The organism is Leucobacter celer subsp. astrifaciens (genome assembly GCF_001273835.1).
GTDB lineage: Bacteria > Actinomycetota > Actinomycetes > Actinomycetales > Microbacteriaceae > Leucobacter > Leucobacter celer.
In genome coordinates this window covers 179,532-199,056 of record NZ_JHEI01000136.1, presented here as the reverse complement: position 1 = coordinate 199,056, position 19,525 = coordinate 179,532, and the positions used below count along the sequence as shown (strand labels likewise).

The 19,525-nt window shown below is 68.4% G+C and carries 21 protein-coding genes; 8 read left to right on the top strand and 13 right to left on the bottom strand.

Going from position 1 to position 19,525, the window contains the following annotated elements:
* Position 1: 1 nt before the first annotated feature.
* The 3 genes from AMS65_RS09055 to AMS65_RS09045 are packed head-to-tail and all read left to right on the top strand — an operon-like array spanning position 2 to position 2,737.
* Positions 2-991: a branched-chain amino acid ABC transporter permease gene (locus AMS65_RS09055; RefSeq protein ID WP_053383838.1), complete on the top strand. Its 990-nt coding sequence runs from the start codon at positions 2-4 to the stop codon at positions 989-991.
* A complete protein-coding gene (locus AMS65_RS09050; RefSeq protein WP_053383837.1) occupies positions 984-1,979 on the top strand; it encodes an ABC transporter ATP-binding protein in 996 nt (331 codons plus the stop codon). The genes AMS65_RS09055 and AMS65_RS09050 overlap by 8 nt, the downstream gene beginning before the upstream one ends.
* The gene (locus AMS65_RS09045; RefSeq protein ID WP_053383836.1) at positions 1,976-2,737 is read left to right on the top strand and encodes an ABC transporter ATP-binding protein; all 762 of its coding nucleotides are present in this window, start codon (positions 1,976-1,978) and stop codon (positions 2,735-2,737) included. Before AMS65_RS09050 ends, AMS65_RS09045 begins: the two co-directional genes overlap by 4 nt.
* 67 nt (positions 2,738-2,804) lie before the next feature.
* Here AMS65_RS09045 and AMS65_RS09040 read toward each other — a convergent pair whose 3' ends face one another.
* From AMS65_RS09040 to AMS65_RS19410, 5 genes are all read right to left on the bottom strand, one after another.
* Positions 2,805-4,100: an ABC transporter substrate-binding protein gene (locus tag AMS65_RS09040; RefSeq protein WP_075200930.1), complete on the bottom strand. Its 1,296-nt coding sequence runs from the start codon at positions 4,098-4,100 to the stop codon at positions 2,805-2,807.
* Positions 4,101-4,252: 152 nt separating this feature from the next.
* Complete coding sequence (smc, locus tag AMS65_RS09035; RefSeq protein ID WP_053383835.1) at positions 4,253-7,936, bottom strand: chromosome segregation protein SMC; 3,684 nt, start codon at positions 7,934-7,936, stop codon at positions 4,253-4,255.
* Between the two features lie 42 nt (positions 7,937-7,978).
* Positions 7,979-8,497 carry a TetR/AcrR family transcriptional regulator gene (locus AMS65_RS19800; RefSeq protein WP_053383834.1) on the bottom strand — a complete coding sequence of 173 codons (519 nt, stop codon included), beginning with the start codon at positions 8,495-8,497 and terminating at the stop codon, positions 7,979-7,981.
* An 11-nt stretch (positions 8,498-8,508) separates the two neighbouring features.
* Positions 8,509-8,907 (bottom strand): DUF4260 family protein, encoded by a 399-nt coding sequence (locus AMS65_RS19795; protein ID WP_053383833.1) that lies wholly within the window; start codon positions 8,905-8,907, stop codon positions 8,509-8,511.
* Entirely contained in the window at positions 8,904-9,287 is a 384-nt protein-coding gene (locus tag AMS65_RS19410; protein WP_157502179.1) for a hypothetical protein, read from the bottom strand. The genes AMS65_RS19795 and AMS65_RS19410 overlap by 4 nt, the downstream gene beginning before the upstream one ends.
* On the opposite strand from AMS65_RS19410, the gene AMS65_RS09020 reads away from it, so the two are divergent.
* Entirely contained in the window at positions 9,286-10,683 is a 1,398-nt protein-coding gene (locus AMS65_RS09020; RefSeq protein WP_053383832.1) for an HNH endonuclease signature motif containing protein, read from the top strand. The two genes, AMS65_RS19410 and AMS65_RS09020, sit on opposite strands and share 2 nt — an antisense overlap.
* Before the next feature lie 166 nt (positions 10,684-10,849).
* A complete protein-coding gene (locus AMS65_RS09015; protein WP_053383831.1) occupies positions 10,850-11,224 on the top strand; it encodes a VOC family protein in 375 nt (124 codons plus the stop codon).
* A 47-nt stretch (positions 11,225-11,271) separates the two neighbouring features.
* On the opposite strand, the gene AMS65_RS09010 is transcribed toward AMS65_RS09015, so the two are convergent.
* On the bottom strand, positions 11,272-11,844 hold the full coding sequence (locus tag AMS65_RS09010; protein ID WP_053383830.1) for a GNAT family N-acetyltransferase: 573 nt from the start codon (positions 11,842-11,844) through the stop codon (positions 11,272-11,274).
* Positions 11,845-11,963: 119 nt separating this feature from the next.
* Between AMS65_RS09010 and AMS65_RS09005 the strand changes: the two genes are divergently transcribed.
* Positions 11,964-12,413: a VOC family protein gene (locus tag AMS65_RS09005; RefSeq protein WP_053383829.1), complete on the top strand. Its 450-nt coding sequence runs from the start codon at positions 11,964-11,966 to the stop codon at positions 12,411-12,413.
* Positions 12,414-12,855: 442 nt separating this feature from the next.
* Here the strand turns inward: AMS65_RS09005 and AMS65_RS09000 are convergent, their stop codons facing one another.
* Positions 12,856-13,878: an NAD(P)H-dependent amine dehydrogenase family protein gene (locus AMS65_RS09000; protein WP_053383828.1), complete on the bottom strand. Its 1,023-nt coding sequence runs from the start codon at positions 13,876-13,878 to the stop codon at positions 12,856-12,858.
* Positions 13,879-14,118: 240 nt separating this feature from the next.
* Here AMS65_RS09000 and AMS65_RS08990 point away from each other — a divergent pair, with 240 nt between their 5' ends.
* Positions 14,119-15,027 carry a hypothetical protein gene (locus AMS65_RS08990; protein ID WP_206541982.1) on the top strand — a complete coding sequence of 303 codons (909 nt, stop codon included), beginning with the start codon at positions 14,119-14,121 and terminating at the stop codon, positions 15,025-15,027.
* A gap of 135 nt (positions 15,028-15,162) precedes the next feature.
* Complete coding sequence (locus AMS65_RS08985; protein WP_157502177.1) at positions 15,163-15,837, top strand: hypothetical protein; 675 nt, start codon at positions 15,163-15,165, stop codon at positions 15,835-15,837.
* 226 nt (positions 15,838-16,063) lie between these two features.
* On the opposite strand, the gene AMS65_RS08980 is transcribed toward AMS65_RS08985, so the two are convergent.
* The 6 genes from AMS65_RS08980 to coaD all read right to left on the bottom strand — a co-directional run bounded on the left by AMS65_RS08980 (position 16,064) and on the right by coaD (position 19,521).
* Positions 16,064-16,366, bottom strand: a complete 303-nt coding sequence (locus tag AMS65_RS08980; RefSeq protein WP_241489395.1) for a hypothetical protein — start codon at positions 16,364-16,366, stop codon at positions 16,064-16,066.
* Positions 16,367-16,506: 140 nt separating this feature from the next.
* Positions 16,507-17,496 carry a bifunctional DNA-formamidopyrimidine glycosylase/DNA-(apurinic or apyrimidinic site) lyase gene (gene mutM / locus AMS65_RS08975; protein ID WP_053383824.1) on the bottom strand — a complete coding sequence of 330 codons (990 nt, stop codon included), beginning with the start codon at positions 17,494-17,496 and terminating at the stop codon, positions 16,507-16,509.
* 5 nt (positions 17,497-17,501) lie between these two features.
* Positions 17,502-18,164, bottom strand: coding sequence for a ribonuclease III (gene rnc / locus AMS65_RS08970; RefSeq protein WP_053384127.1), 663 nt, complete (start codon positions 18,162-18,164; stop codon positions 17,502-17,504).
* Positions 18,165-18,225: 61 nt separating this feature from the next.
* A complete protein-coding gene (gene rpmF, locus AMS65_RS08965; protein ID WP_017885009.1) occupies positions 18,226-18,429 on the bottom strand; it encodes a 50S ribosomal protein L32 in 204 nt (67 codons plus the stop codon).
* A 13-nt stretch (positions 18,430-18,442) separates the two neighbouring features.
* Positions 18,443-19,027: a YceD family protein gene (locus AMS65_RS08960; protein WP_053383823.1), complete on the bottom strand. Its 585-nt coding sequence runs from the start codon at positions 19,025-19,027 to the stop codon at positions 18,443-18,445.
* Positions 19,027-19,521, bottom strand: coding sequence for a pantetheine-phosphate adenylyltransferase (gene coaD / locus AMS65_RS08955; protein ID WP_053383822.1), 495 nt, complete (start codon positions 19,519-19,521; stop codon positions 19,027-19,029). Before coaD ends, AMS65_RS08960 begins: the two co-directional genes overlap by 1 nt.
* Between the last annotated feature and the right edge of the window lie 4 nt (positions 19,522-19,525).

Genomic DNA, 19,525 nt, shown 5'->3' with positions numbered 1-19,525 from the left:
CATGGACTTCTGGACTGGACTCCTGACGAGCATTCTGCAGACCGCGATCTCGCCGACCACGGCGGCGTTCGTGCTGGCAGCTATCGGCCTCAACGTGCACTTCGGCTTCACCGGCCTCATGAACATGGGACAGGCGGGCTTCATGCTCGTCGGCGCCTACGGCTTCGGCGTGTCGGTGTCGTTCTTCGGACTCGGCTTCTGGGCGGCGATCCTTGTCGCCATCATCTGCGCGGTGATCTTCGCGCTGATCCTCGGCATCCCGACGCTGAAGCTGCGGGGCGACTACCTCGCGATCGTGACGATCGCCGCAGCCGAGATCCTGCGCATGATCGTGCGAATGGCGATGCTGCAGGACGTCACCGGCGGCCCGACCGGCCTCCACGGCTCGACGTACCGCCACGTCTTCAGCGCGCTCTCGCCGCTCCCCGAGGGGAAGACCACCATCCTCGGGCTCACCTACAACAACACCGGAACCGACGACTGGTGGACGAGGATCGTGGCCTGGGCCCTGGTGGCACTGTTCATCCTCGTCACCTGGGCGCTGATGCGCAGCCCGTGGGGCCGGGTGCTCAAGGGCATCCGCGAGGACGAGGACGCGGTGCGCAGCCTCGGCAAGAGTTCGTACGCCTACAAGCTGCAGGCGCTGATCCTCGGCGGTGTCATGGGCGCCTTCGGCGGCATCGTCATGGCGCTCCCCTCGGCCATGCAGCCCGACTCGATGGGTCGCCCCGCCACCTTCAACATCTGGATGATCATGCTGCTCGGCGGTGCGGCCACGATCTTCGGCCCGCTGCTGGGCACGCTGATCTTCTTCTCGGTGCGACTCGTGCTCACCGGGCTCGCGGGCAACTTCATCCCGGCCTCCGTGCTGAACGTGCAGCAGACCGAGCAGCTGGCCTGGGTACTGATCGGCCTGTCGCTGATGCTGCTGGTCGTGTTCAGACCACAAGGCATATTGGGCAACAAGAAGGAGCTGTCGTTCAATGTCTGAATCGAATACGACCCAGAAGTCGTCGACCGCGCAGGACTACCCCTACGACCGCGCCGCGCTGCGTGCGCAGCTGCGCACGCTGGAGCAGGTGCCCGGCGTCTCGAAGCCCGATCCGATCCTCACGGTCGACAGCGTCGAGCGCCGCTTCGGCGGCATGACCGCCGTGAGCGTCGAGCATCTCGAGGTGCAACGCGGCGCGATCACCGCGCTGATCGGCCCGAACGGCGCCGGCAAGACCACCTTCTTCAATCTCATCACCGGCTTCGACCAGCCGTCGAACGCGAAGAAGCTCATCGGCGGCGGCGATGCGACGTGGGCGTTCAACGGGAAGATCCTCAACCGCACGGGCGCCTCTCAGGCCGCGCGCGCCGGCATGGTGCGCACCTTCCAGCTCACCAAGGCCCTCAGCCGCATGACGGTGATCGAGAACATGCTCATCGGCGCGAACAACCAGCCGGGAGAGAATCTGTTCGTCGGCCTGTTCAAACCGCTCTGGGCGGCGCGCGAGCGCGAGAACATCGCGCGGGCGGAGGAGCTCCTGGCCCGCTTCAAGCTCGATACCAAGCGGGATGACATGGCGGGCGACCTCTCGGGCGGCCAGAAGAAGCTGCTCGAGATGGCGCGCGCGCTCATGTCGAACCCGGCCATGATCATGCTCGACGAGCCGATGGCCGGGGTAAACCCGGCGCTGACTCAGAGTCTGCTCGATCACATCCAGGCGCTGCGCGACGAGGGCACCACGGTGCTGTTCGTCGAGCACGACATGCACATGGTGCGTCACATCTCCGACTGGGTCGTGGTGATGGCCCAGGGCGAGATCATCGCCGAGGGCCTGCCCGAGGAGGTCATGACGAGCCAGGCCGTGGTCGACGCCTATCTCGGCGCCCACCACGACAAGGATCTCGGTGACGACGACGAGCTCACCACCGGAGTGATGCGCGCGATCGCGACCGAGGTCGCGGAAGAGGTTGAGGAGGAGACCCGATGACCGGCTCGAAGCTTGTGGTGAAGGCCGACAACCTCGTCGCGGGGTACCTGCCCGGCATCAACATTCTCAACGGCTGCACCCTCGAGGCCTATCAGGGCGAGCTCATCGGCATCATCGGCCCGAACGGGGCCGGCAAGTCGACGCTGCTCAAGTCGCTGTTCGGACTCGTGAACATCCGCGAGGGCAAGGTGCTGCTCGAGGGCGACGACGTCACGAATCTGCAGACGAACCAGCTCGTGCGGCAGGGGGTCGGCTTCGTCCCCCAGACGAACAACGTGTTCCCGTCGCTCACGATCGAGGAGAACCTGCAGATGGGCATGTTCCTCAGGCCCAAGGAGTTCGCGACGCGCGTCGGGGAGATGTGGGATCTGTTCCCCATGCTGGCTGATCGCCGCAAGCAGCGGGCCGGGTCGCTCTCGGGCGGCGAGCGGCAGTCGGTGGCGATGGCGCGGGCGCTCATGATGGATCCCAAGGTGCTGCTGCTCGACGAGCCGAGCGCGGGCCTCTCCCCCGTGCGGCAGGACGAGACCTTCATCCGCACCCGCCAGATCAACAAGACGGGCGTGACCATCATCATGGTCGAGCAGAACGCGCGGCGCTGCCTGCAGATCTGCGACCGCGCGTACGTGCTCGACCAGGGACGCAACGCCTACGAGGGCCCCGGTCGCGAACTGGCGAACGACCCGAAGGTGATCGAGCTCTACCTCGGCACCCTCGCCGCGGACGTCGAGGCCAAGGCCTCCGACAACGGCGAGTAGGCGCGGCAAGGCAAGATGAAGGCCCCGGGATCCTGACGGATCCCGGGGCCTTCGCTCTGGGCGGGCTTTAGATCTCGCCCTCGACCGCGGTCTGGAACTGCGGTGCGTTGCTCTCGTCGTACTTGTAGATGCCGATCCACGCCGACGACGGGTCGTTGTCGGCGTTCAGCGGGCCCGTGCCCGACTTGCCGACGTAGCGGATGTCCTGGCCATCGGCGAGCAGATCCTTGCACTCGCTGAAGCCGGTGCACTCCTCGCCGCCGTTCGCGCCGGTCACCGCGGCGAGCTCGGCCTGGATCGAGGCCGAATCGGTCGCGCCGGCCTTCTCCGCCGCGAGAGCGACGATGGTCACGAGGTCGTAGGCCTCGGGGCCGTAGGTGAGGCTCTCCAGCGTTCCGCCGAACTCGGCCGAGTAGATGTCCTCCAGCTGCGCGCGGAACTCGTCGTTCGCCTGCGCACCCGGAATCGATCCCTGCATGCCGACGACGCTGCCCTCATCGACCACGTCGGCGAAGCTGTTCGCGTTGCCGTCGACCAGGTACACGGTCGACGGATCGACGCCCTGGATGAGCAGCTCGGGCAGCAGCGCGTTGATCTGATCGAAGGTCACGATGACGATCGCGTCGGGGTTCGAATCCTTCGCAGCGGTCACCTCGGCCGCGAACGAGGTCTGCTCGACCGGGAACTCGTTGCCGTCGCCCTTGCCGCCGTAGACGGTCGTGGCGCCGCCTGCCTCCGTGACTTCCTGGATCGTGTCGCGCAGACCCGTTCCGTAGTCGTCGTTGAAGGTCAGGTAGGCGATGCTCGCGCGGCCGTCCGAGAGGATCTGGTTGGCCAGAGCGTTGCCCTGCACCGAATCCGGCGGAGCGGTGCGGAAGTAGTTCGGGCTGACGCCGCTCAGGCCGGTCGCCGTGTTCGAGGGCGAGCCCATGAGCAGACCCTCACCGGTGATCTTGTCGACCACGTGCATGGTGCGCGAGGAGCTCATCGCGCCGAGTACGAAGGAGGCGCCGCTGGCGATGACGTCGTCGGCACCCTTCTCGACGACGGTGATGTCGCTGCCGTCGCCCTCGTTCGCCTCGGTGACGACCTCGACGGGCTGGCCCAGCACGCCGCCGGCGGCTTCGATATCCGCAAGCGCCTGAGCGATGCCGGCCTGCACCGGGGGCATCAGGAAGCCGAGCGATCCCGTCTGGGGCAGCAGAGTCGCGATCTTCAGAGCGTCCGTGCTCTGCTCAGCGCTGTTGTCGGTCGTCGGTGCCGTCTCGCCACCGGTATCGCCGCTCGTGCAGCCGGACAGCACGAGCGCCGCGCTGGCGACCAGGGCGAATGCCCCGATCGTCTTCTTGGTGTAAACCTTCATTGGCTACGCCTTTCTCACATATGACATACGCTCCGCCGATGGAGCGCTGAGACTGAGACTATCCCGCCGGAGACCGTCGGATGTAGTCGACAGCACCGGCGCAACAAAGTTGTTAGAAAAGTCTCTTCCCGGGCGGTGGGCAATCGACAAAGTCAGGCTTCGTCGCGGGCGATCCGCTGGCCCACCACGGCCGAGATGCCGTCCTGGCGCATCGAGACTCCGTAGAGCGCATCGGCGATCTCCATCGTGCGCTTCTGATGGGTGATGACGATCAGCTGGGAGTTCTCGCGCAGGCGTTCGAAGACCTGCAGCAGCCGCCCGAGGTTGGCGTCGTCGAGCGCGGCCTCGACCTCGTCCATGATGTAGAAGGGGCTCGGGCGCGCTTGGAAGATCGCGATGAGCCACGCGACGGCGGCGAGGGATCGCTCGCCGCCCGACAGCAGCGAGAGGCGTTCGACCTTCTTGCCCGCCGGCTTCACGGCCATGTCGATGCCGGTGTTCAGCAGATCGTCGGGATCGCTGAGCGCGATCTCCCCCGAGCCTCCCGGGAAGAGGATCGGGAACACCTCGGCGAACGCGGCCTTCGTGTCCTCGAAGGCCGTTGCGAAGATGCCCTGCATCTTCCGGTCGAGCTCCTCGATGATCGAGAGCAGGTCCGAGCGCGTCTTGCTCAGGTCGGTCAGCTGCTCGGAGAGGAAGCGGTGCCGCTGTTCGAGCGCCGCGAACTCCTCGAGCGCCAGCGGGTTGATGCGCCCGAGCTGCGTCAGCTGCCGCTCGGCCCTGGCGAGGCGCTTCTCCTGCTCCGCGCGCACGAAGGGCACGGTCTCGCCGGGTGAGCGAGAATCCCGGGTCTCGACTCCCTCCGCCCGCTCGACCGGCGGTTCCTCCGCGATCCCCAGCTCGGCCGCGAGTTCGGCCTCGAGGGCGTTCGCGAACTGCGGTTCGGGATCCGGAGCCGCCTCCGGAGCAGCCTCCGGCGCCGCGGCGTCCGGCTCCTCGGCACGGCCGACGGGGATCGACACGTCCGGGCCGTACTCGGCGATCAGCACGTCCTCGACGAGCCCCAGCTCATTGCCCGAGCGTTCGAGCAAGGCCGAGAGCTGCAGTTTGCGCTCGTAGCTCTTCAGCTCGGCCCCGTGCACGCGCTCGGTCAGCGTCTGCAGCTTCTGCCGCAGCCCCGACTCCTCCGAGCGCAGCAGCGTGAGCTCCTGACTGTGCTTCGCGCGCTCCTGCTCGGCGTGCTGCTGAGCGAGACGCGCTTCGGAGAGCGAGCGATCGCAGGCGTCGAGGATCGCGGGGAGCAATCCCGCCACTCGCTCGGCCTGCGATACCTGGCGCGAGCGCAGCACGGCGCGTCGAGCGGTCTCCTCGGCGGCACGGCGCTCGGCTTCGAACTGCTCCGCCAGCGTCTCGCGGTGGGCCGCTCCCGCGCGCGACCGCTCGCGGGCGGTCTCGAGCGCGAGACGCGCCTCCATCTCCGCAGACCGGGCCCGCTCGAGTTCGGCGACCAGGCCGTCGCGCTGACTCGCGTCGAGGATCGGGCGCGGCTTCGCCTCTGCTTCGGCGTGAGCCTGGGCGGCGCGCTCCGCCTCCTTCGCAGCCTCCGCCGCGGAGTCGGCGACGGCCGCGATCGCCTGCCTGGCGCGCTCCGCCTCGGCCTGAGCCGCCTCGGCGCGCGCCGAGAGCCGGTTGCGCTCCTTCGACAGCTCTGCGAGGCGGGCGTCGGCGGCGCGCAGCTCGGCGTAGGCCTGCTGCGCGTCGGTCTTCGCACGAGCGGCCTCCGCTCGCAGCTCCGCGAGTTCGGCCTCGGTCTCGGCGATGCGCTCGGCCACCGCGGTGCGGCGCTGCTCGGCCTGCTCGAGCTCCGCCGTGAGCTCGATGCGGGAGGGGGCGAGCCCCGATCCCCCGCTCAGCGTGTGCTCGGTGAGCACGTCGCCGTGGGCGGTGACGATCGTGAAGCCCGCCGCGGGGAACCGCGCACGCAGCTCGTCGGCCGCGGTCACCGCGTCGGGCAGCTCATCGGCGATGTAGCTGCGCGCGAGCACGCCGCGCACACCGTCCGGCGCCTCGAGCAGCACCTCGGACACCCGGGTGAGGCCCGATATGTCCGGGCCGTCGGCTGCGGGAGCCGATCCGTTCTGCGCGATGATCGCCCGCATGCGCCCGAGATCCCGCTCCCGCGCCACCGCCACCGCGGTCTCGGCAGCGCTCGCGGTGTGGGCCAGCAGCGCGTCCGCGAAGACACCGAGCGCCGCGCCCACGGCGGCCTCGTAGCCCTCGCGCACCCGCACGCGATCGGAGATCCGCTCGTCGATGCCGCCGAGCCCCTCGGCGAGCAGCGCTCCCGAGGCGTCGCGCTGATCGAGGGAGCGCGTCAACGCGCTCACGCGCGCCTCGAGGCCCGCGCGCTCCTGCTCCAGCTCGTGCAGGCGATCCCGCGCTTCGTCGCGCTGCTGCTCGCGCGTGCCCTGACGCTCCTGCGCCGCGCGGTACGCGTCATCGAGGCCGGTCTCCGGGGTCTCCCCGATCTCCTCCCGGGCCTCGAAGTCGGCGAGCTGCTGCCGCGCCTCCTCGGCCCGGGTCTCGGCCTGTGCGACGGCCTGCTCGCGGCGCGCGACCTCCTGGGCCACGGTGGCGCGCTTCTGCTCGGCGGCCTCCGCCCGTCCGCGCAGCTGCGAGAGCTGCAGGTCGTGCTTCGAGACGAGTTCGCTCTGCGCGGCGATGTGGTCGTCGATCGCGTCGAGCGACTGCTGCGCCTGCCGGGTCGCGGTGCCCGCCCGCTGCCAAACGGCCTCGGCCTCCGGGATCAGCGTCTCGAGCCGCGCCGCTTCAGCGGCCGCCTCGTCGACTGCCGCGCGGCTGATGCGGTTGAGCTGCTCGGGAGTCTCCGCCTGGGTGGCGAGGAAGGTGAGCCGCTGCTGGGTCTGCGAATAGAGGCCTCGCAGCTTCGACTGCACGGACTCGAGCCCCATCGTGACGCGCCGCGCGGCGTCGAGCTCGTCGCTCTGCTGGTCCTGCTCGAGCCTCTGGATGCGCAACTGCTTCTGCTCCACCTGCTCCTGCAGCACGATGCGCTCGGAGTGCTGCTCGGCCTCGTCCTTCGCGAGATCGTCGAGCTCCCGGCGCAATCGGAACACGTCGTCGGCCAGCAGGCGGGCTTTCGCGTCGCGTACCTCGGCCGCGATCCCCTGCGCCTGCTTCGCGACCTCGGCCTGGCGGCCCAGCGGCTTCAGCTGCCGGCGGATCTCGCCCGCGAGGTCGTTGAGGCGCGTGAGGTTGGTCTCCATCGCCTCGAGCTTGCGCAGTGTGCGCTCCTTGCGGCGGCGATGCTTCAGAATGCCCGCGGCCTCCTCGATGAAGCCCCGGCGATCCTCGGCCGTCGCCCGCAGCACCGCGTCGAGCTGCCCCTGCCCCACGATCACGTGCATCTCGCGCCCGAGACCCGAATCGCTCAGCAGCTCCTGCACGTCAAGCAGCCGGCACGCCTCGCCGTTAATCGCGTACTCGCTCGAGCCGTTGCGGAAGAGGGTGCGGCTGATCGTCACCTCGGAGTACTCGATCGGCAGCGCCCCGTCGCTGTTGTCGATCGTGAGCCGCACCTCGGCGCGGCCGAGCGGACCGCGCGTGGAGGTGCCCGCGAAGATGACGTCCTCCATCTTGCCGCCGCGCAGCGTCTTCGCGCCCTGCTCCCCCATCACCCAGGCGAGCGCGTCGACGACGTTCGACTTGCCGGAGCCGTTGGGGCCCACGATCGCGGTGACGCCGGGCTCGAACTGGAAGGTGGTCGGCTGGGCGAAGGACTTGAAGCCCTTGAGCGTGAGGCTCTTGAGGTGCACGCCGCCGCCTTTCCGTCTGCTCGGACTCGAATCCCTACGACTTTACCCGGAGAGGGCTCCGGCGAGGGCGCGCCAGGCCGCATCCAGGTCGGTTCCGGGCGGGAAACGGCCCGCGATCTCGAGCGACACGAGCCCGTGCGCCGCGGCCCAGGCCAATCGCGAACGGTGGTGATCGATGCCCTCACGCTCCGACGGCTCCCCGAAGAGTCGGAGCGTCGCAGCCATCGCCGCGCGCTCCGCTCCGGGCTCGAGCATCGCACGGTCGAGCGGCCCGTCGGTCGCCAGACGGTAGAGCTGCGGCGCAGCGAGCGCCACCGCGCGGTACTCCGCGGCGAAGGAGGAGATCGACGGCTCGGCCGCGTCGAGCGCATCGGCCACGCGTCGGAACCAGCGCGAGATGAGCGCGTGCTGGAGGTCGGCCATCCCCGCGAAGTGCTTGTAGATGCTCGGCGGCTTGATCCCCGCCGCGCGCGCGAGCGCGTTCACGCCGAAGCCGCCGAGCCCCTCGTGCTCGAGCACCTGCTCGGCCAGATCGAGCAGCTGCTCGCGGCGCGCGGTCACGGGGTCGCCCGTCAGCTCAGCTGGTAGCCGACCGGGATGATGCTGCCGTCGGGGGCGCGCAGCCCGAAGCCGAGGGCTCGATCCGCCGCGATGTGCACGAACCACGCGACACCCGCGAGCGCGATGGGCCAGAACCCGCCGTCGAGCGCGCCGGTGGTCAGGAAGACGATCAGGCCCACCACCAGCAGCACGATGGGATAGGTCATCGTGTGCAGCGTGTTGTAGAGACGCACGCGGCTCGGCTTCAGCCTCCCCTCGCCGGCGAACGCGCCGATCAGCGCCACGTCGGGGAACAGCCCGAAGATCACCGCGACGAGGCTCGCCCACCACCCCCAGAAGACGCAGCACAGCACGATGACCGCGAACCAGACCAGGGCGCTCATCCCCCAACTCACACGCATGAAGTTCATGCGGCTAATACTATTAGCTTACTGCGGCGAGCGCCAGCGGCGGATGCCAGCGGCCAGCGGCGGATGCCAGCGGCCAGCGGCGGATGCCAGCGGCGAGCGGCGGCGGCTCCCCTGCCGACGCCCCTCGAGGCCTTCTCTCCTCTATCTCTCTCATCTCTACCTCTCCATCTCTCTACCTCTCCGTCTCTCCGTCTCTCCCTCTCTCCGTCTCTCCTTCTCTCCCTCTCTCCCTCTCTCCCTCTCTCCCCTTCTCCATCTCGCTTCCCGCGTCCCCCTTCCCTCTTTGTCGACTCCTCAACAACGATCCACGAGAATCTTTGGATCTCCACCGAGCCATCGAGGCCCGTCAGCGTCAGTGGCTGCGTGTTGACTGGGGCCATGCAGGATCCCATCGACTACCAGACCGACGAGCAGCGCGCCGCGCTGCTCGCAGGAGTGGCCGCGGTCGAGCGGATCGACACGATGATTCACCAGCTGGAGTACCTCAAGGCCGTACAGCTCGCGTCGCTGACCCGGCTCGCGTCTCGGATCGCCCACGACGAGGGGCACGCGGATCACGGCGAGCTTGTGCACCGTGCGGTCGAGGCCGAGGTGTCGGTCGCCACGCGCACCGGTCATGCGGCGACCGCCCACCGCATGGGCCATGCCGACCAGCTGCTCGGTCACTACCCCGCGGTCGCCGAGGCGTTCGCCGCGGGGCGCCTGTCGCACCGGCACACCGAGGTGATCGTCGACGCCGGACAGATCGTCGCGGGCGGCGGCGAAGCGCGAAGCGCTTACGAGGCCGCGATCCTGCCAGTGGCCCTCTCATCGACGGCGCACCAGCTGCGCACCCATGCTCGCCGCGTCGCCGAGCACTTCGCCGGGCGCAGCATCGACGAGCGGCACCGCGAGGCGCGCGAGCGACGATGCGTGCGCGTAGTGGATCTCGACGACGGCATGGCGCAACTCGTCGCCACGATCGGCGCAGTCGAGGCCTCTGCGATCAAGGATCGCCTCACCCGGATCGCCCACCAGGTGCGGCAGAAACGCGGTGCCGATGACACCGAAACGGAGGCCCGCACCTCCGCTCAGATCCAGGCCGATGCCTTCACCGAACTGCTGCTCACCGGCGCCGGCACCGACCTTGGCACTGGCACCGGCGACGCGCTCGGAGCGATCACGGGCCGCGTGCAGGTCTCGGTGCCGGTGCTCACGCTCGCCGGAGCCGCGCATTCCGCTGAATCCGCCCCGTATCTCGGCGCCGCCGAACTTGCTGGATACGGGCCGATCGATACGCTGACCGCCCGCCGCCTCGCGGGCCACGCGAGCCACTGGGATCGGGTACTGACCCACCCCGTGGCGGGCGCGGTGCTCGCGGTCGACCGCTACCGCCCCGGCGAAGATCTCAGGAGGCTGCTGGGGGCGCGCGATCAGCATTGCCGCTTCCCCGGGTGCACCCGCCGCCTCGATCACTGCGACGTGGATCACACGGTACCGGCTGCGCGCGGCGGCCCGACCGAACTCTCGAATCTCGCCCACCTCTGCCGAAAACACCACACGCTCAAGCACTTCGAGTTCCTCGCGGGGTCCGCCTGGCGCCCCAGACCATCGCCCGGCGGAGTGCTCGAGTGGTGCAGCCCGACCGGTCGCCGCTACGTCGACACCCCGACCAGCACCGTGCGCTTCGCGCCGGTCGCACCGGTCGCGCCGGTCGCGGTACCGGCGGCAGCGGGACCGATGGTCGAGGAACCGGCAGAAGCGGCTATCGGGACAGCGACCGAGGCTGCCGCCTGATCGATCGGATCGGGGCGCCCTGCGCGGGAGGCAGGTATCATCGCTGGTGATGATGACCAGCCAGGCCCGCAGCGGCCGCTCCCGGAACGGCGAACTGGTCGTTCCCTGATCCGCGCGCCTCCTCGCGTCGATGCGCCCCAGACCCCATCGACGACAAGGAGCACTCATGACCGCGCACTTCAACCACACGATCATCGCATCGCTCGACCCGGCCGCAATGGCAGAGTTCTACACCGACCTGCTCGAAGCCCACCCGGCTGCTTCGTGGGGCCCGTTCACCAACATCCAGATCGGCGGTGACGTGCTGCTCCAGTTCGCCGCTCCACCGATCGAGTTCCCTCCGCAGCACTACGCGTACCTGGTGGACGACGACCACTTCGACCGGGCTCACGCGAAGATCGTCGCCCAGGGCCTCGAGCACTGGGCGGACCCGCAACGCATCCGACCCGGCGAGATCAATCACGACCATGACGGGCGAGGGATCTACCTGCTCGACCCCTCGGGCCACTACCTCGAGCTGATCACGCGGCCGTATCTCTGAGGACGGGCGAGGCCGGGACTGCAGCAGGCAGCCCCGGCCCCGCCGGCTCACTGAAGAGCCCGCCTCATGAGCACGCGCGGAAAACCGTCGAACATCGACCGGCTCTCGGCGACCTTGGCAAACCCTGCGCTCTCGAACAGACGACGGGTGCCGACGTACGCCATGGTCTGGTTGATGCGCTCCCCCTCGTTGTCGACGGGATACCCCTCGATCGCGGGGGCGCCGGAGCGCCGCGCGTGCTCCACAGCGCCCTCGATCAGCGCGTGCATGATGCCCTGCTTCCGGTACCCGGGGCGCACCCGGAAACACCACAGCGACCAGACGTCGAGGTCATCGACGTGCGGGATCACGCGACTCCTCGCGAAACTGGTCTGTGCCTTCGGGTGCACCGCCGCCCATCCCACCGGCTCGCCGTCGAGATAGGCGACAACGCCGGGAGGCGGATCCTGCGCGCACAGCTCTCTCACCCGCTCCGCTCGTTCGAGGCCGCGGAGCGCGTTGTTTTCTCGACTGCCGATGCGGTAGCTCAGGCAGAAGCACACGTTCGATGTGGGCTTCTTGGGGCCGACGAGTACCGCGACGTCCTCGAAGACCGTCGCCGGCCGAACAACGATGTTCATGCCATCAGTGTGCCAGAGAAGACTCCCCGGTGCTCCGGTCCGCGCGATCTGCCGCCCCTCACCGCGGCTTCAGCCCCACCCGCTTGATAGGCTCGCCGCACGACGAAGGCGGTGACGCGATGGAGCGGCGGATCAGTTTCATCACCCTTGCAGTGCGCGACCTGTCGCGTTCGCACGAGTTCTACATCGGCGGTCTGGGCTGGCAAGCGGAGCTGCATGTACCCGGCGAGGTGCTGATGATTCGCACGGGCGCTCGACTGGTGCTCAGCCTGTGGGTCTCGACCGAGTTCGAGGCGGAGGTCGGGCCGATCGCGCGCGGCGACGGCGTTCCCCCGATCACTCTCGCGCACAACGTCGCGAGCCCCGAAGCGGTCGACGAGGTCCTCGCGCTTGCGCAGCGCTGCGGGGCCCGCGTCGACCCGGCGCGGCAGCGGGAGTGGGGAGGCTACAGCGGGTACTTCGCCGACCCCGACGGCTACCGATGGGAGATCGCGATGAACCCCGACCCCATCGGGCAGTCTCTGCTGCCGGAGGGTCCCGGGTCGGCAGGAGGCCCTGCCGAGCTCTGAGCTGCGCCTCAGGCGTCCGGCGATCGGATCGTCAGCCGCCCAGACCTGAGTGGAGAAGAAGTCGCTCGGGTATGCACTCGAGATCCTGAACGTATTCGTACTGCCTGAAGGGATCATCGATGGATTCGATCCCCGCCTCATCAGCCAGGTAGAGGGCCAGGTGCGCCTCGAAGAGGAGCGTCGTCCAGGGGTCTGCGCGGGAGCAGGATCACCGTCGCGTCCTCCGAAGCGCTCACGGCGACCAGGTGGACGGGGGCGCCGTCTCGAGCTCCGATCCCCCGAGAATGCACCCGGTCGAGTCCGGCCCCATACCAGCCCGGGATATGCAGACGATGTCGTGCGATCCGGCGTCGCCCGGCCTGAAGCGTGCGCGCAGGGCCGCAATCTGCCGGTGCGAGGAGAGCACGATTGAGCAGTTGCCGATCGTGAGGGGCGCGCGAGCTCAGGAGAGGTGGCTCGCGATCGGCCCTCCGATGTACTGCAGCCTCGGCAGTTCCGCCACGGACACGTAGCCCGGCTCGGCGTTCAGCACCTGAGGCACGCGGTTCACGAGAGTCGCACAGGTCGTGAGGTGGGTCGGCAGCACCTGATTCTCGAGATCGAGCGTGGGCTCACCGGCCAGCACCCAGGAGTTGCTGTCGGCCTCGCCCGGGGAGTAGACCTTTCCGGTCATCTCCAGGACGAGCCGCGGACCCTCCTTCGTCGTCACGACATCGATGTCGGTGAACCCGATCACCCGCCCGGCCGGCACCGTGGCGTCGAGTGCGGCGCAGTGCATGTCCTCGGTGGCGAACACGGGCTCGGTCTCGGTCGTGGAGTTCTCGACCGTCAGCCCGCTCGCCGCTGCAACGGCGTGCAGACTGTTGCGACCGAACGTGGGCGGCCGCTTCGCGGTGCCGAGCCAGGCCGCGAACTCTTCAGCGGTATCACCCACCTGCTGGTCGCGCGCGAGTTCGGGGCCGAAGTCATCGACATTCCACGACGCCTTGCCGTGCACCTCGTCGATGCGGTGGGCAGTGCCCATGAGCGTCGCGACCAGTTGCACCCAGTAGCCGTCCTGGTGGCCCGAGCACGTGTAGGTGACCCCGTTCTCGCGAGCGACCCGATCGATCTCGGCGGTGTCCTCAGGGCTCGTGTGCCAGGAATAGAGGTTCTCCTCGGCGAGCGAGATGACATTCGCACCGTGCCGCAGGCAGGTGAGCACCGGCTCCTTCACGTCATCCATATAGCTCGCGATCGTCATCACGACCAGATCGGGCTTCGTGCGTGCGAGCACCTCGGCGATGTCCGCTTCGACCGCCACCTGGGCGGCGTCGCCTTCCAGGGACGAGACCTCGCCGAGCGTCTTCCCAACGGTGCTCCGGGCGACCGCGCCGACGATTTCTGCATCTCGTTCGAGCAGCATGCGCGCGATGATGCTGCCCATCGCCCCGACGCCGAACATGACCACGGTGGGCTTCTTCATCGTTCAAACTCCCTTGTCCACGATTGTGTCTCGACCCTACTGACCCTGAATCCAAAAGGGAATAGCACCCTGGGGTGGATCCCGCGAGCCGCGGGCTCGCGCACGATGACGAGGGCGGGGGAAGCGCCTCGCCTCGCCTCGTCTCTATCGCAGCTTGTGACGTTGATCCCGGACGGATGCCCGGCCAGATCCATCCACAGTCCCCTCGTGATCATCACCAGCTGGTCGTAGAATCTAGCCATGATCTCGCCGCCCGCAATTGTCAACACAATCGGTCGTCAGATGTCGCTCGTTCCGGCCGGAACCGCCGAGAACCCCTCTCAGTTCGTCGAGTTTCGAGAAGGAGTCATCCGTCTGTTGAACAGTCGACTCGAAGTGATTTCAGTCCGCGAAGTCGAGGCAGCGAGAGTCTTGGCAGCGCGCGGCATCGAGCACCTGGTCCTCTGCGACGACGCAGATCTCCGCATCATCGCCGAGCAGGACGTAACGATCGCACACCTGAGCTGTGATGCGGCAGCATTCGTCGACGGCTTCGTCATCGCTACCGCACCAGCTGAGGACTCCCACCGCGTCCTTCTCATCGCACCGGATACCGGTGAGATTCTTGATGAATTCATCGTGGATGCCTGGGACGCCACAGCCTTCATCACACCCCACCCGTCGGAGCCGGTCGTCACCATCGAGTTCCCGATGGGACAGGACGGATGCGTCGTCCAACGCGTGCAGATCGATGGCGGTTCACTGCAGGCAGAAGAGATCCTCAGGGGTGAAGATCCAGTCATCGCGGGGTTCGATCCGTCTGGCAGCCGTCTCCTGGTGACCCCGTACCCGGATGACCCCGAGTCGGCGCGCGTCCTATCCTGGCCGTCCCTGGATGAGATCGGACGCCTCTCTGCGGCGGATCTGGGCACAGATCTCGGTATCGGAATCGCCGCGTGCTGGATCGATGAAGCACGTATCGCGCTGTACGCGATGGAGGACGCCCTCGTACTGGCAGACGGCCACCTGGGAAACCCCGAGCGGCTCTCATTCCCCGTCGAGTTCGGAGACAACGGCGACCTCGAGTCGCTCACGCTTCTGGAACCCGGCCGGATAGCAGCCGGCGTCTGGATCGCAGGAGATCGCTCGACGAGCGTACTCGAATTCTAGCCCCCCAGCCGTCACCGTCACCGTCGCCGCCGGCACCTCGGGCAGAGGCGCGACGAGCGCGGGCACGGTCGCCCGGTGCGGCCGTAGGCGTTGAGCGAGTGCATCCGCTCAAAATGCGACCGATACTCTTTCCGCATGCATCACGACGATTTCATCGCGCATACAGTCGGCCTCGTGCACGCCGCAGATGCGGAGCTGTTGGCTCGCGCGTGGGTGCACAGTCTCGACACCCGCGATCATTCATTGAGGAGCGCCTGGGGAGCCCTGTCGCTCCTCAGGCATCTCGCCGAGCACCCGTTCGAGCCTTCGACGCTCTTTCACCCCAGCGGATGCGCGGTATGCGGGTTGTCCGCTGAGGTGCCCGGCATTTCCGAAGAACGCCTCGCCGATGAGGGCTACCGCTATCTGGTCGCGACGGTCGACTGGGCCGCTGCCGACCTGGAGGGCTCCGAGCATCGGATTCGCGCGGCTTCCCTTCCGGCTGTGCCGTCTCGGGCCGCACTCGATCGAGTCCTCGACGCGATCTCGAAGCTTCCTGCCGATGCCCAGCTCACCCAGCTCAACGCCTCCCTCGTCGGACAATTCAAGAGCGACAAGTACGAACGCATGCGCGTTCTCGAACAGCTCGGTTGCGCAGGAATTCTCGCGATCGACGGCCACCCGAGCTACGCACACGAATGGGTCCGCTGGGAGGACGCGAACGCACGCCGGCCTCGAGAGCGCAACAAGAGAGACTGGGCGTATCCGATTCGGTTCTGGTCGGGCAGCGACAGAATCGACTTCGACGCTGTCGTCCTGAACTTCGGGTGACTCTTGCCGTGGAGAACCTTCTCAGTATGTCGAGGAAGTCGATGACGGTGGATCCGGGCGTCGTCACCGTCGCCACCGGCACCGCGGCGAGGCCGCCGACCGCTGCACCTCGAAACTGCAGCTACACACACTGATCCATCCTGAGTCTGCCTGGTTGGCTACGAATCCTATTGGTGATGATCGCACCTGCTGACGTCGCAAGCGGTGCGGGCCGCGGGTGCACCACCTATGGGACGAAGAGCTCCTCGACTCCGAAGACCCGACCCTCGAACAGGATCTGAGCGATGCCCAGGCCGATGAGACTTGCAACGGAAACCGCGACAGCTCCAAGGACGATGCCGCTGGCTCGCCAGCCAGACCACCCCAGGATGAGGAGCAGTACCAGCCCGATCACGTGTGCGAGCACGAGGGGAACTCCGCCGAAGACCGCCGCGAAGCCATCCATTGTGGTGCCCGCTGCCAGCGCTTTTCCCTGCTCCGAGTATTCCTCGTAGACCGCGAGACCGAACCAGCACCAAGCGATGGTCATCGCCAGGGTCCCAGCGCCTGCGCATGACCAGAACGCGGCCCTCGGGCCGCTGCGCTCGGAATGCGTCGGCGAGGGCAATGGGTCCATACTCGCAGCCTACCGACTTGCGCGACGCGCTTGTCCAGGAGGCTCTTCCAGCGTTACGCGCGCTTGCGCTGGCACCGCGGGCAGAAGTGCGACGAGCGCCCGCCGATGACGATGCGCCGGATCGGCGTGCCGCAGCGCGGGCACGGCTGCCCGGTGCGACCGTAGGCGTTGAGCGAGTGGGCGAAGTACCCCGCCTGCCCGTTGACGTTGACGTACTGCTCGTCGAAGCTCGTGCCGCCCTCCGCAAGCGCCTGCGCGAAGACCTCGCGCAGGCGCTGGAGCAGCTCGCGCGCCTGACGCGGCCCGAGCGCGCGCCCCGGGGTCTCGGGGTGGAGCCGCGCCCGCCACAGCGCCTCGTCGGCGTAGATGTTGCCGACGCCGCTCACGAGCCCCTGATCGAGCAGCAGCTTCTTGACCCCCGAGGTGCGCGAGCGCAGCGCAGCCGCGAAGCCGAGATCGTCGAAGCCGGGATCGAGCGGGTCGCGGGCGATATGCGCCGCCTGACCGGGAATGGCCCCTCCACCGGCAGCCGGTGCGAGCGCGTCGAGCGCGAGGGATCCGAAGAGCCGCTGATCCGCGAAGTCGAGCCGCAACTCGCCGTGGACAGGATGCTCGATCCAGAGCCGGATGCGCACGTGCCGGTCGTCCGGGGCCTCGAGCGATCGCAGCAGCAGCTGGCCGCTCATGCCGAGGTGCGCGAGGAGCGCCTGGGAGGATGCGGTTCCGGGTGCCGGCTCCACTGCGCTCCGATCGACCGGTGGGAGCACCGGGATCCACAGGAACTTGCCGCGCCGCTCGGGGCCGGCGAGCCGCAGGCCCGTCACGCGCCGCTCGAAATCGGCCGCCCGCGCGGCGCCCGCCGCGGCCGTCAGGGTGACGCCGTGACCGCCGAGTCCGTCGTCGCCGGGCAGCCCGTCGAGCCCCAGCGGCAGATGCCGCTTGAGGGCGCGAGGGTCCCGCACCTCGGCGCCGATCACCCGCGCGCCGGTGACGGCGGGAGCGAGACCCGCGCGCACCACCTCGACCTCGGGCAGTTCGGGCACTGCGCCTACTCCTCGCCGCGGGCCCGCAGCTGCTCGACCGCGTCGCGCGCGGCGGCCAGCTCGGCCACCTTCTTGCTGGTGCCGGTGCCGACGCCGGTCACCCCGGCGAGGGTGACCCGCGAGGTGTAGCGGCGGTCGTGATCGGGGCCGCTGCCCGTCGTCTCGTAGGGCGGGTGCGGCCGGCCGCGCCGCGCCGCCTCCTTCTGCAGGGAGGTCTTCGGGTCGAGCGACACCGTGAAGCGCTCGGGATCGGCGAGCAGCGGCGCGATCAGGTCGAGCACGAACCGGTCGGCGACATCGAGGTCGGTCGACAGGAAGGCGGCCCCGATGATCGCCTCGACCGCGTCGGCCAGGATGGAGTCCTTGTCGCGGCCGCCGGTGAGCTCCTCGCCTCTGCCGAGGCGCAGCGAGCTGCCGATCCCGAGCCCTCGCGCCACCTCGGCGAGCGCGACGGTCGACACGAGCGCCGCGCGGCGCTTCGCGAGTTCGCCCTCGCTCAGCTCCGGATAGTCCCGGTAGAGCTTGACCGTGACGGCCTGGCCCAGGATCGAGTCCCCGAGGAATTCGAGGCGCTCGTTGTGAGGCGCGGCCCCGTGCTCATAGGCCCAGGAACGGTGCGTGAGCGCGAGCTGCAGCAGCTCGGGATCCACGGACAGCCCGAAGGGCACGAGAAAGCCGCCGGGGTCGCCCTGCGGCGTTCCCGACGGCTCTCGAGAGTTCGATGCCAACTTACGCGTCGGCGACCTTGCGGCCCTTGTACTCGAGGAAGAGGGCGTTGCCCTGCGAATCCTCGACCACGCGAGCGCGGTGCGGGAGGCTGTAGACGGTGCGGCCGTTCTCGACGGTCTTCACCAGCTTGGGTGCCTCGGCCTTCCACGCCGAACGACGGTGACGGGTGTTCGAACGCGACATCTTGCGCTTGGGAACAGCCATGATGCTCTCTTTCCTACTTGCTTACGGACCCGGGAGTCTCACCCGAGCCAGGTTCTTCTTCAGCCTCTGCCGTAACGTTCTCGGCGCTGCTCGCCTCGAAACCGGCCAGCGCCGCCCACCGCGGATCGATCTCCGCGCCGGGCACCACCGCAGCCTCGGCCTCGCGCAGCTCACCGGACTCGGGATCGAGTCCCGGACAGTCCGGGCGACACACAGGCTGAAACGGCAGTGCAAGCACTACCGCGTCTCGGAGCGGGGGTTCAAGATCCACGTGATCACCGTGAACCCCGTACTCGTCGGCCTCCGTAGGAGTATACGCGAAAAGCTCCTGAAACTCGACTTGAAACGGCGTGGTGAAGACTTTCAGGCAGCGGCCGCACTCCGCGTGCACGGTCGTGCGCACCTCGGCGGTGACGAGAACCCCCTCGTGCACCGACTCGAGGCGCACGTCGAGATCGATGGGCTCGCCCTCGGGCACCCAGGCGAGGCCCTCTCCCAGCTTCTCGGGTGCGTGAACCTCGTGCGAGCGCTCCCGCATCTCGCCCGGGCGGTGCAGCAGGTCGCGAACGCTCTCCTGGAATACGCGCGCGCCCGGCATCAGGCTGGCCTCGTCTTGTCGAGGAAACGGCCGACGGCAGGGGGCACGTACTGGCTCACGTCGCCGCCGAGCGACGCCACCTGCCGCACCAGCGTGCTGGAGACGTGGGCGTGCGCGGGATCCGGCAGCATGAACACCGTCTCGACGTTCGCCAGGCTGCGGTTCATGAGCACCATCGGGGTCTCGTACGCCACGTCGATCTGCGAGCGGATGCCCTTGACCAGCACCGAGGCGCCCACCTCCGTGCAGTAGTCGACCAGCAGACCGACCGACCAGGAGGCGACGAGGATGTTGTCCGGCATGTCCGGATCCTCGTCGATCGACTTCTGGATCAGACCGACGCGCTCGCTGATGGGCAGCATCGCGTCTTTGCCGGGGTTGTGGACGACGAGGACGTGCAGCTGGTCGAAGACACCCGCCGCCCGACGGATGACGTCGAGGTGCCCCAGGGTGACCGGATCGAAGGATCCGGGAACAACGGCGATCTTGGTCATGGTT

Bases quoted from the DNA above. Each gene is read 5' to 3' on its own strand.
- AMS65_RS09055 (WP_053383838.1), top strand. From the start codon at position 2: ATGGACTTCTGGACTGGACTCCTGACGAGCATTCTGCAGACCGCGATC.
- AMS65_RS09050 (WP_053383837.1), top strand. From the start codon at position 984: ATGTCTGAATCGAATACGACCCAGAAGTCGTCGACCGCGCAGGACTAC.
- AMS65_RS09045 (WP_053383836.1), top strand. From the start codon at position 1,976: ATGACCGGCTCGAAGCTTGTGGTGAAGGCCGACAACCTCGTCGCGGGG.
- AMS65_RS09040 (WP_075200930.1), bottom strand. From the start codon at position 4,100: ATGAAGGTTTACACCAAGAAGACGATCGGGGCATTCGCCCTGGTCGCC.
- AMS65_RS19795 (WP_053383833.1), bottom strand. From the start codon at position 8,907: ATGAACTTCATGCGTGTGAGTTGGGGGATGAGCGCCCTGGTCTGGTTC.
- AMS65_RS09020 (WP_053383832.1), top strand. From the start codon at position 9,286: ATGCAGGATCCCATCGACTACCAGACCGACGAGCAGCGCGCCGCGCTG.
- AMS65_RS19410 (WP_157502179.1), bottom strand. From the start codon at position 9,287: ATGGCCCCAGTCAACACGCAGCCACTGACGCTGACGGGCCTCGATGGC.
- AMS65_RS09015 (WP_053383831.1), top strand. From the start codon at position 10,850: ATGACCGCGCACTTCAACCACACGATCATCGCATCGCTCGACCCGGCC.
- AMS65_RS09010 (WP_053383830.1), bottom strand. From the start codon at position 11,844: ATGAACATCGTTGTTCGGCCGGCGACGGTCTTCGAGGACGTCGCGGTA.
- AMS65_RS09005 (WP_053383829.1), top strand. From the start codon at position 11,964: ATGGAGCGGCGGATCAGTTTCATCACCCTTGCAGTGCGCGACCTGTCG.
- AMS65_RS09000 (WP_053383828.1), bottom strand. From the start codon at position 13,878: ATGAAGAAGCCCACCGTGGTCATGTTCGGCGTCGGGGCGATGGGCAGC.
- AMS65_RS08990 (WP_206541982.1), top strand. From the start codon at position 14,119: ATGATCTCGCCGCCCGCAATTGTCAACACAATCGGTCGTCAGATGTCG.
- AMS65_RS08985 (WP_157502177.1), top strand. From the start codon at position 15,163: ATGCATCACGACGATTTCATCGCGCATACAGTCGGCCTCGTGCACGCC.
- AMS65_RS08980 (WP_241489395.1), bottom strand. From the start codon at position 16,366: ATGACCATCGCTTGGTGCTGGTTCGGTCTCGCGGTCTACGAGGAATAC.
- rpmF (WP_017885009.1), bottom strand. From the start codon at position 18,429: ATGGCTGTTCCCAAGCGCAAGATGTCGCGTTCGAACACCCGTCACCGT.
- AMS65_RS08960 (WP_053383823.1), bottom strand. From the start codon at position 19,027: ATGCCGGGCGCGCGCGTATTCCAGGAGAGCGTTCGCGACCTGCTGCAC.
- coaD (WP_053383822.1), bottom strand. From the start codon at position 19,521: ATGACCAAGATCGCCGTTGTTCCCGGATCCTTCGATCCGGTCACCCTG.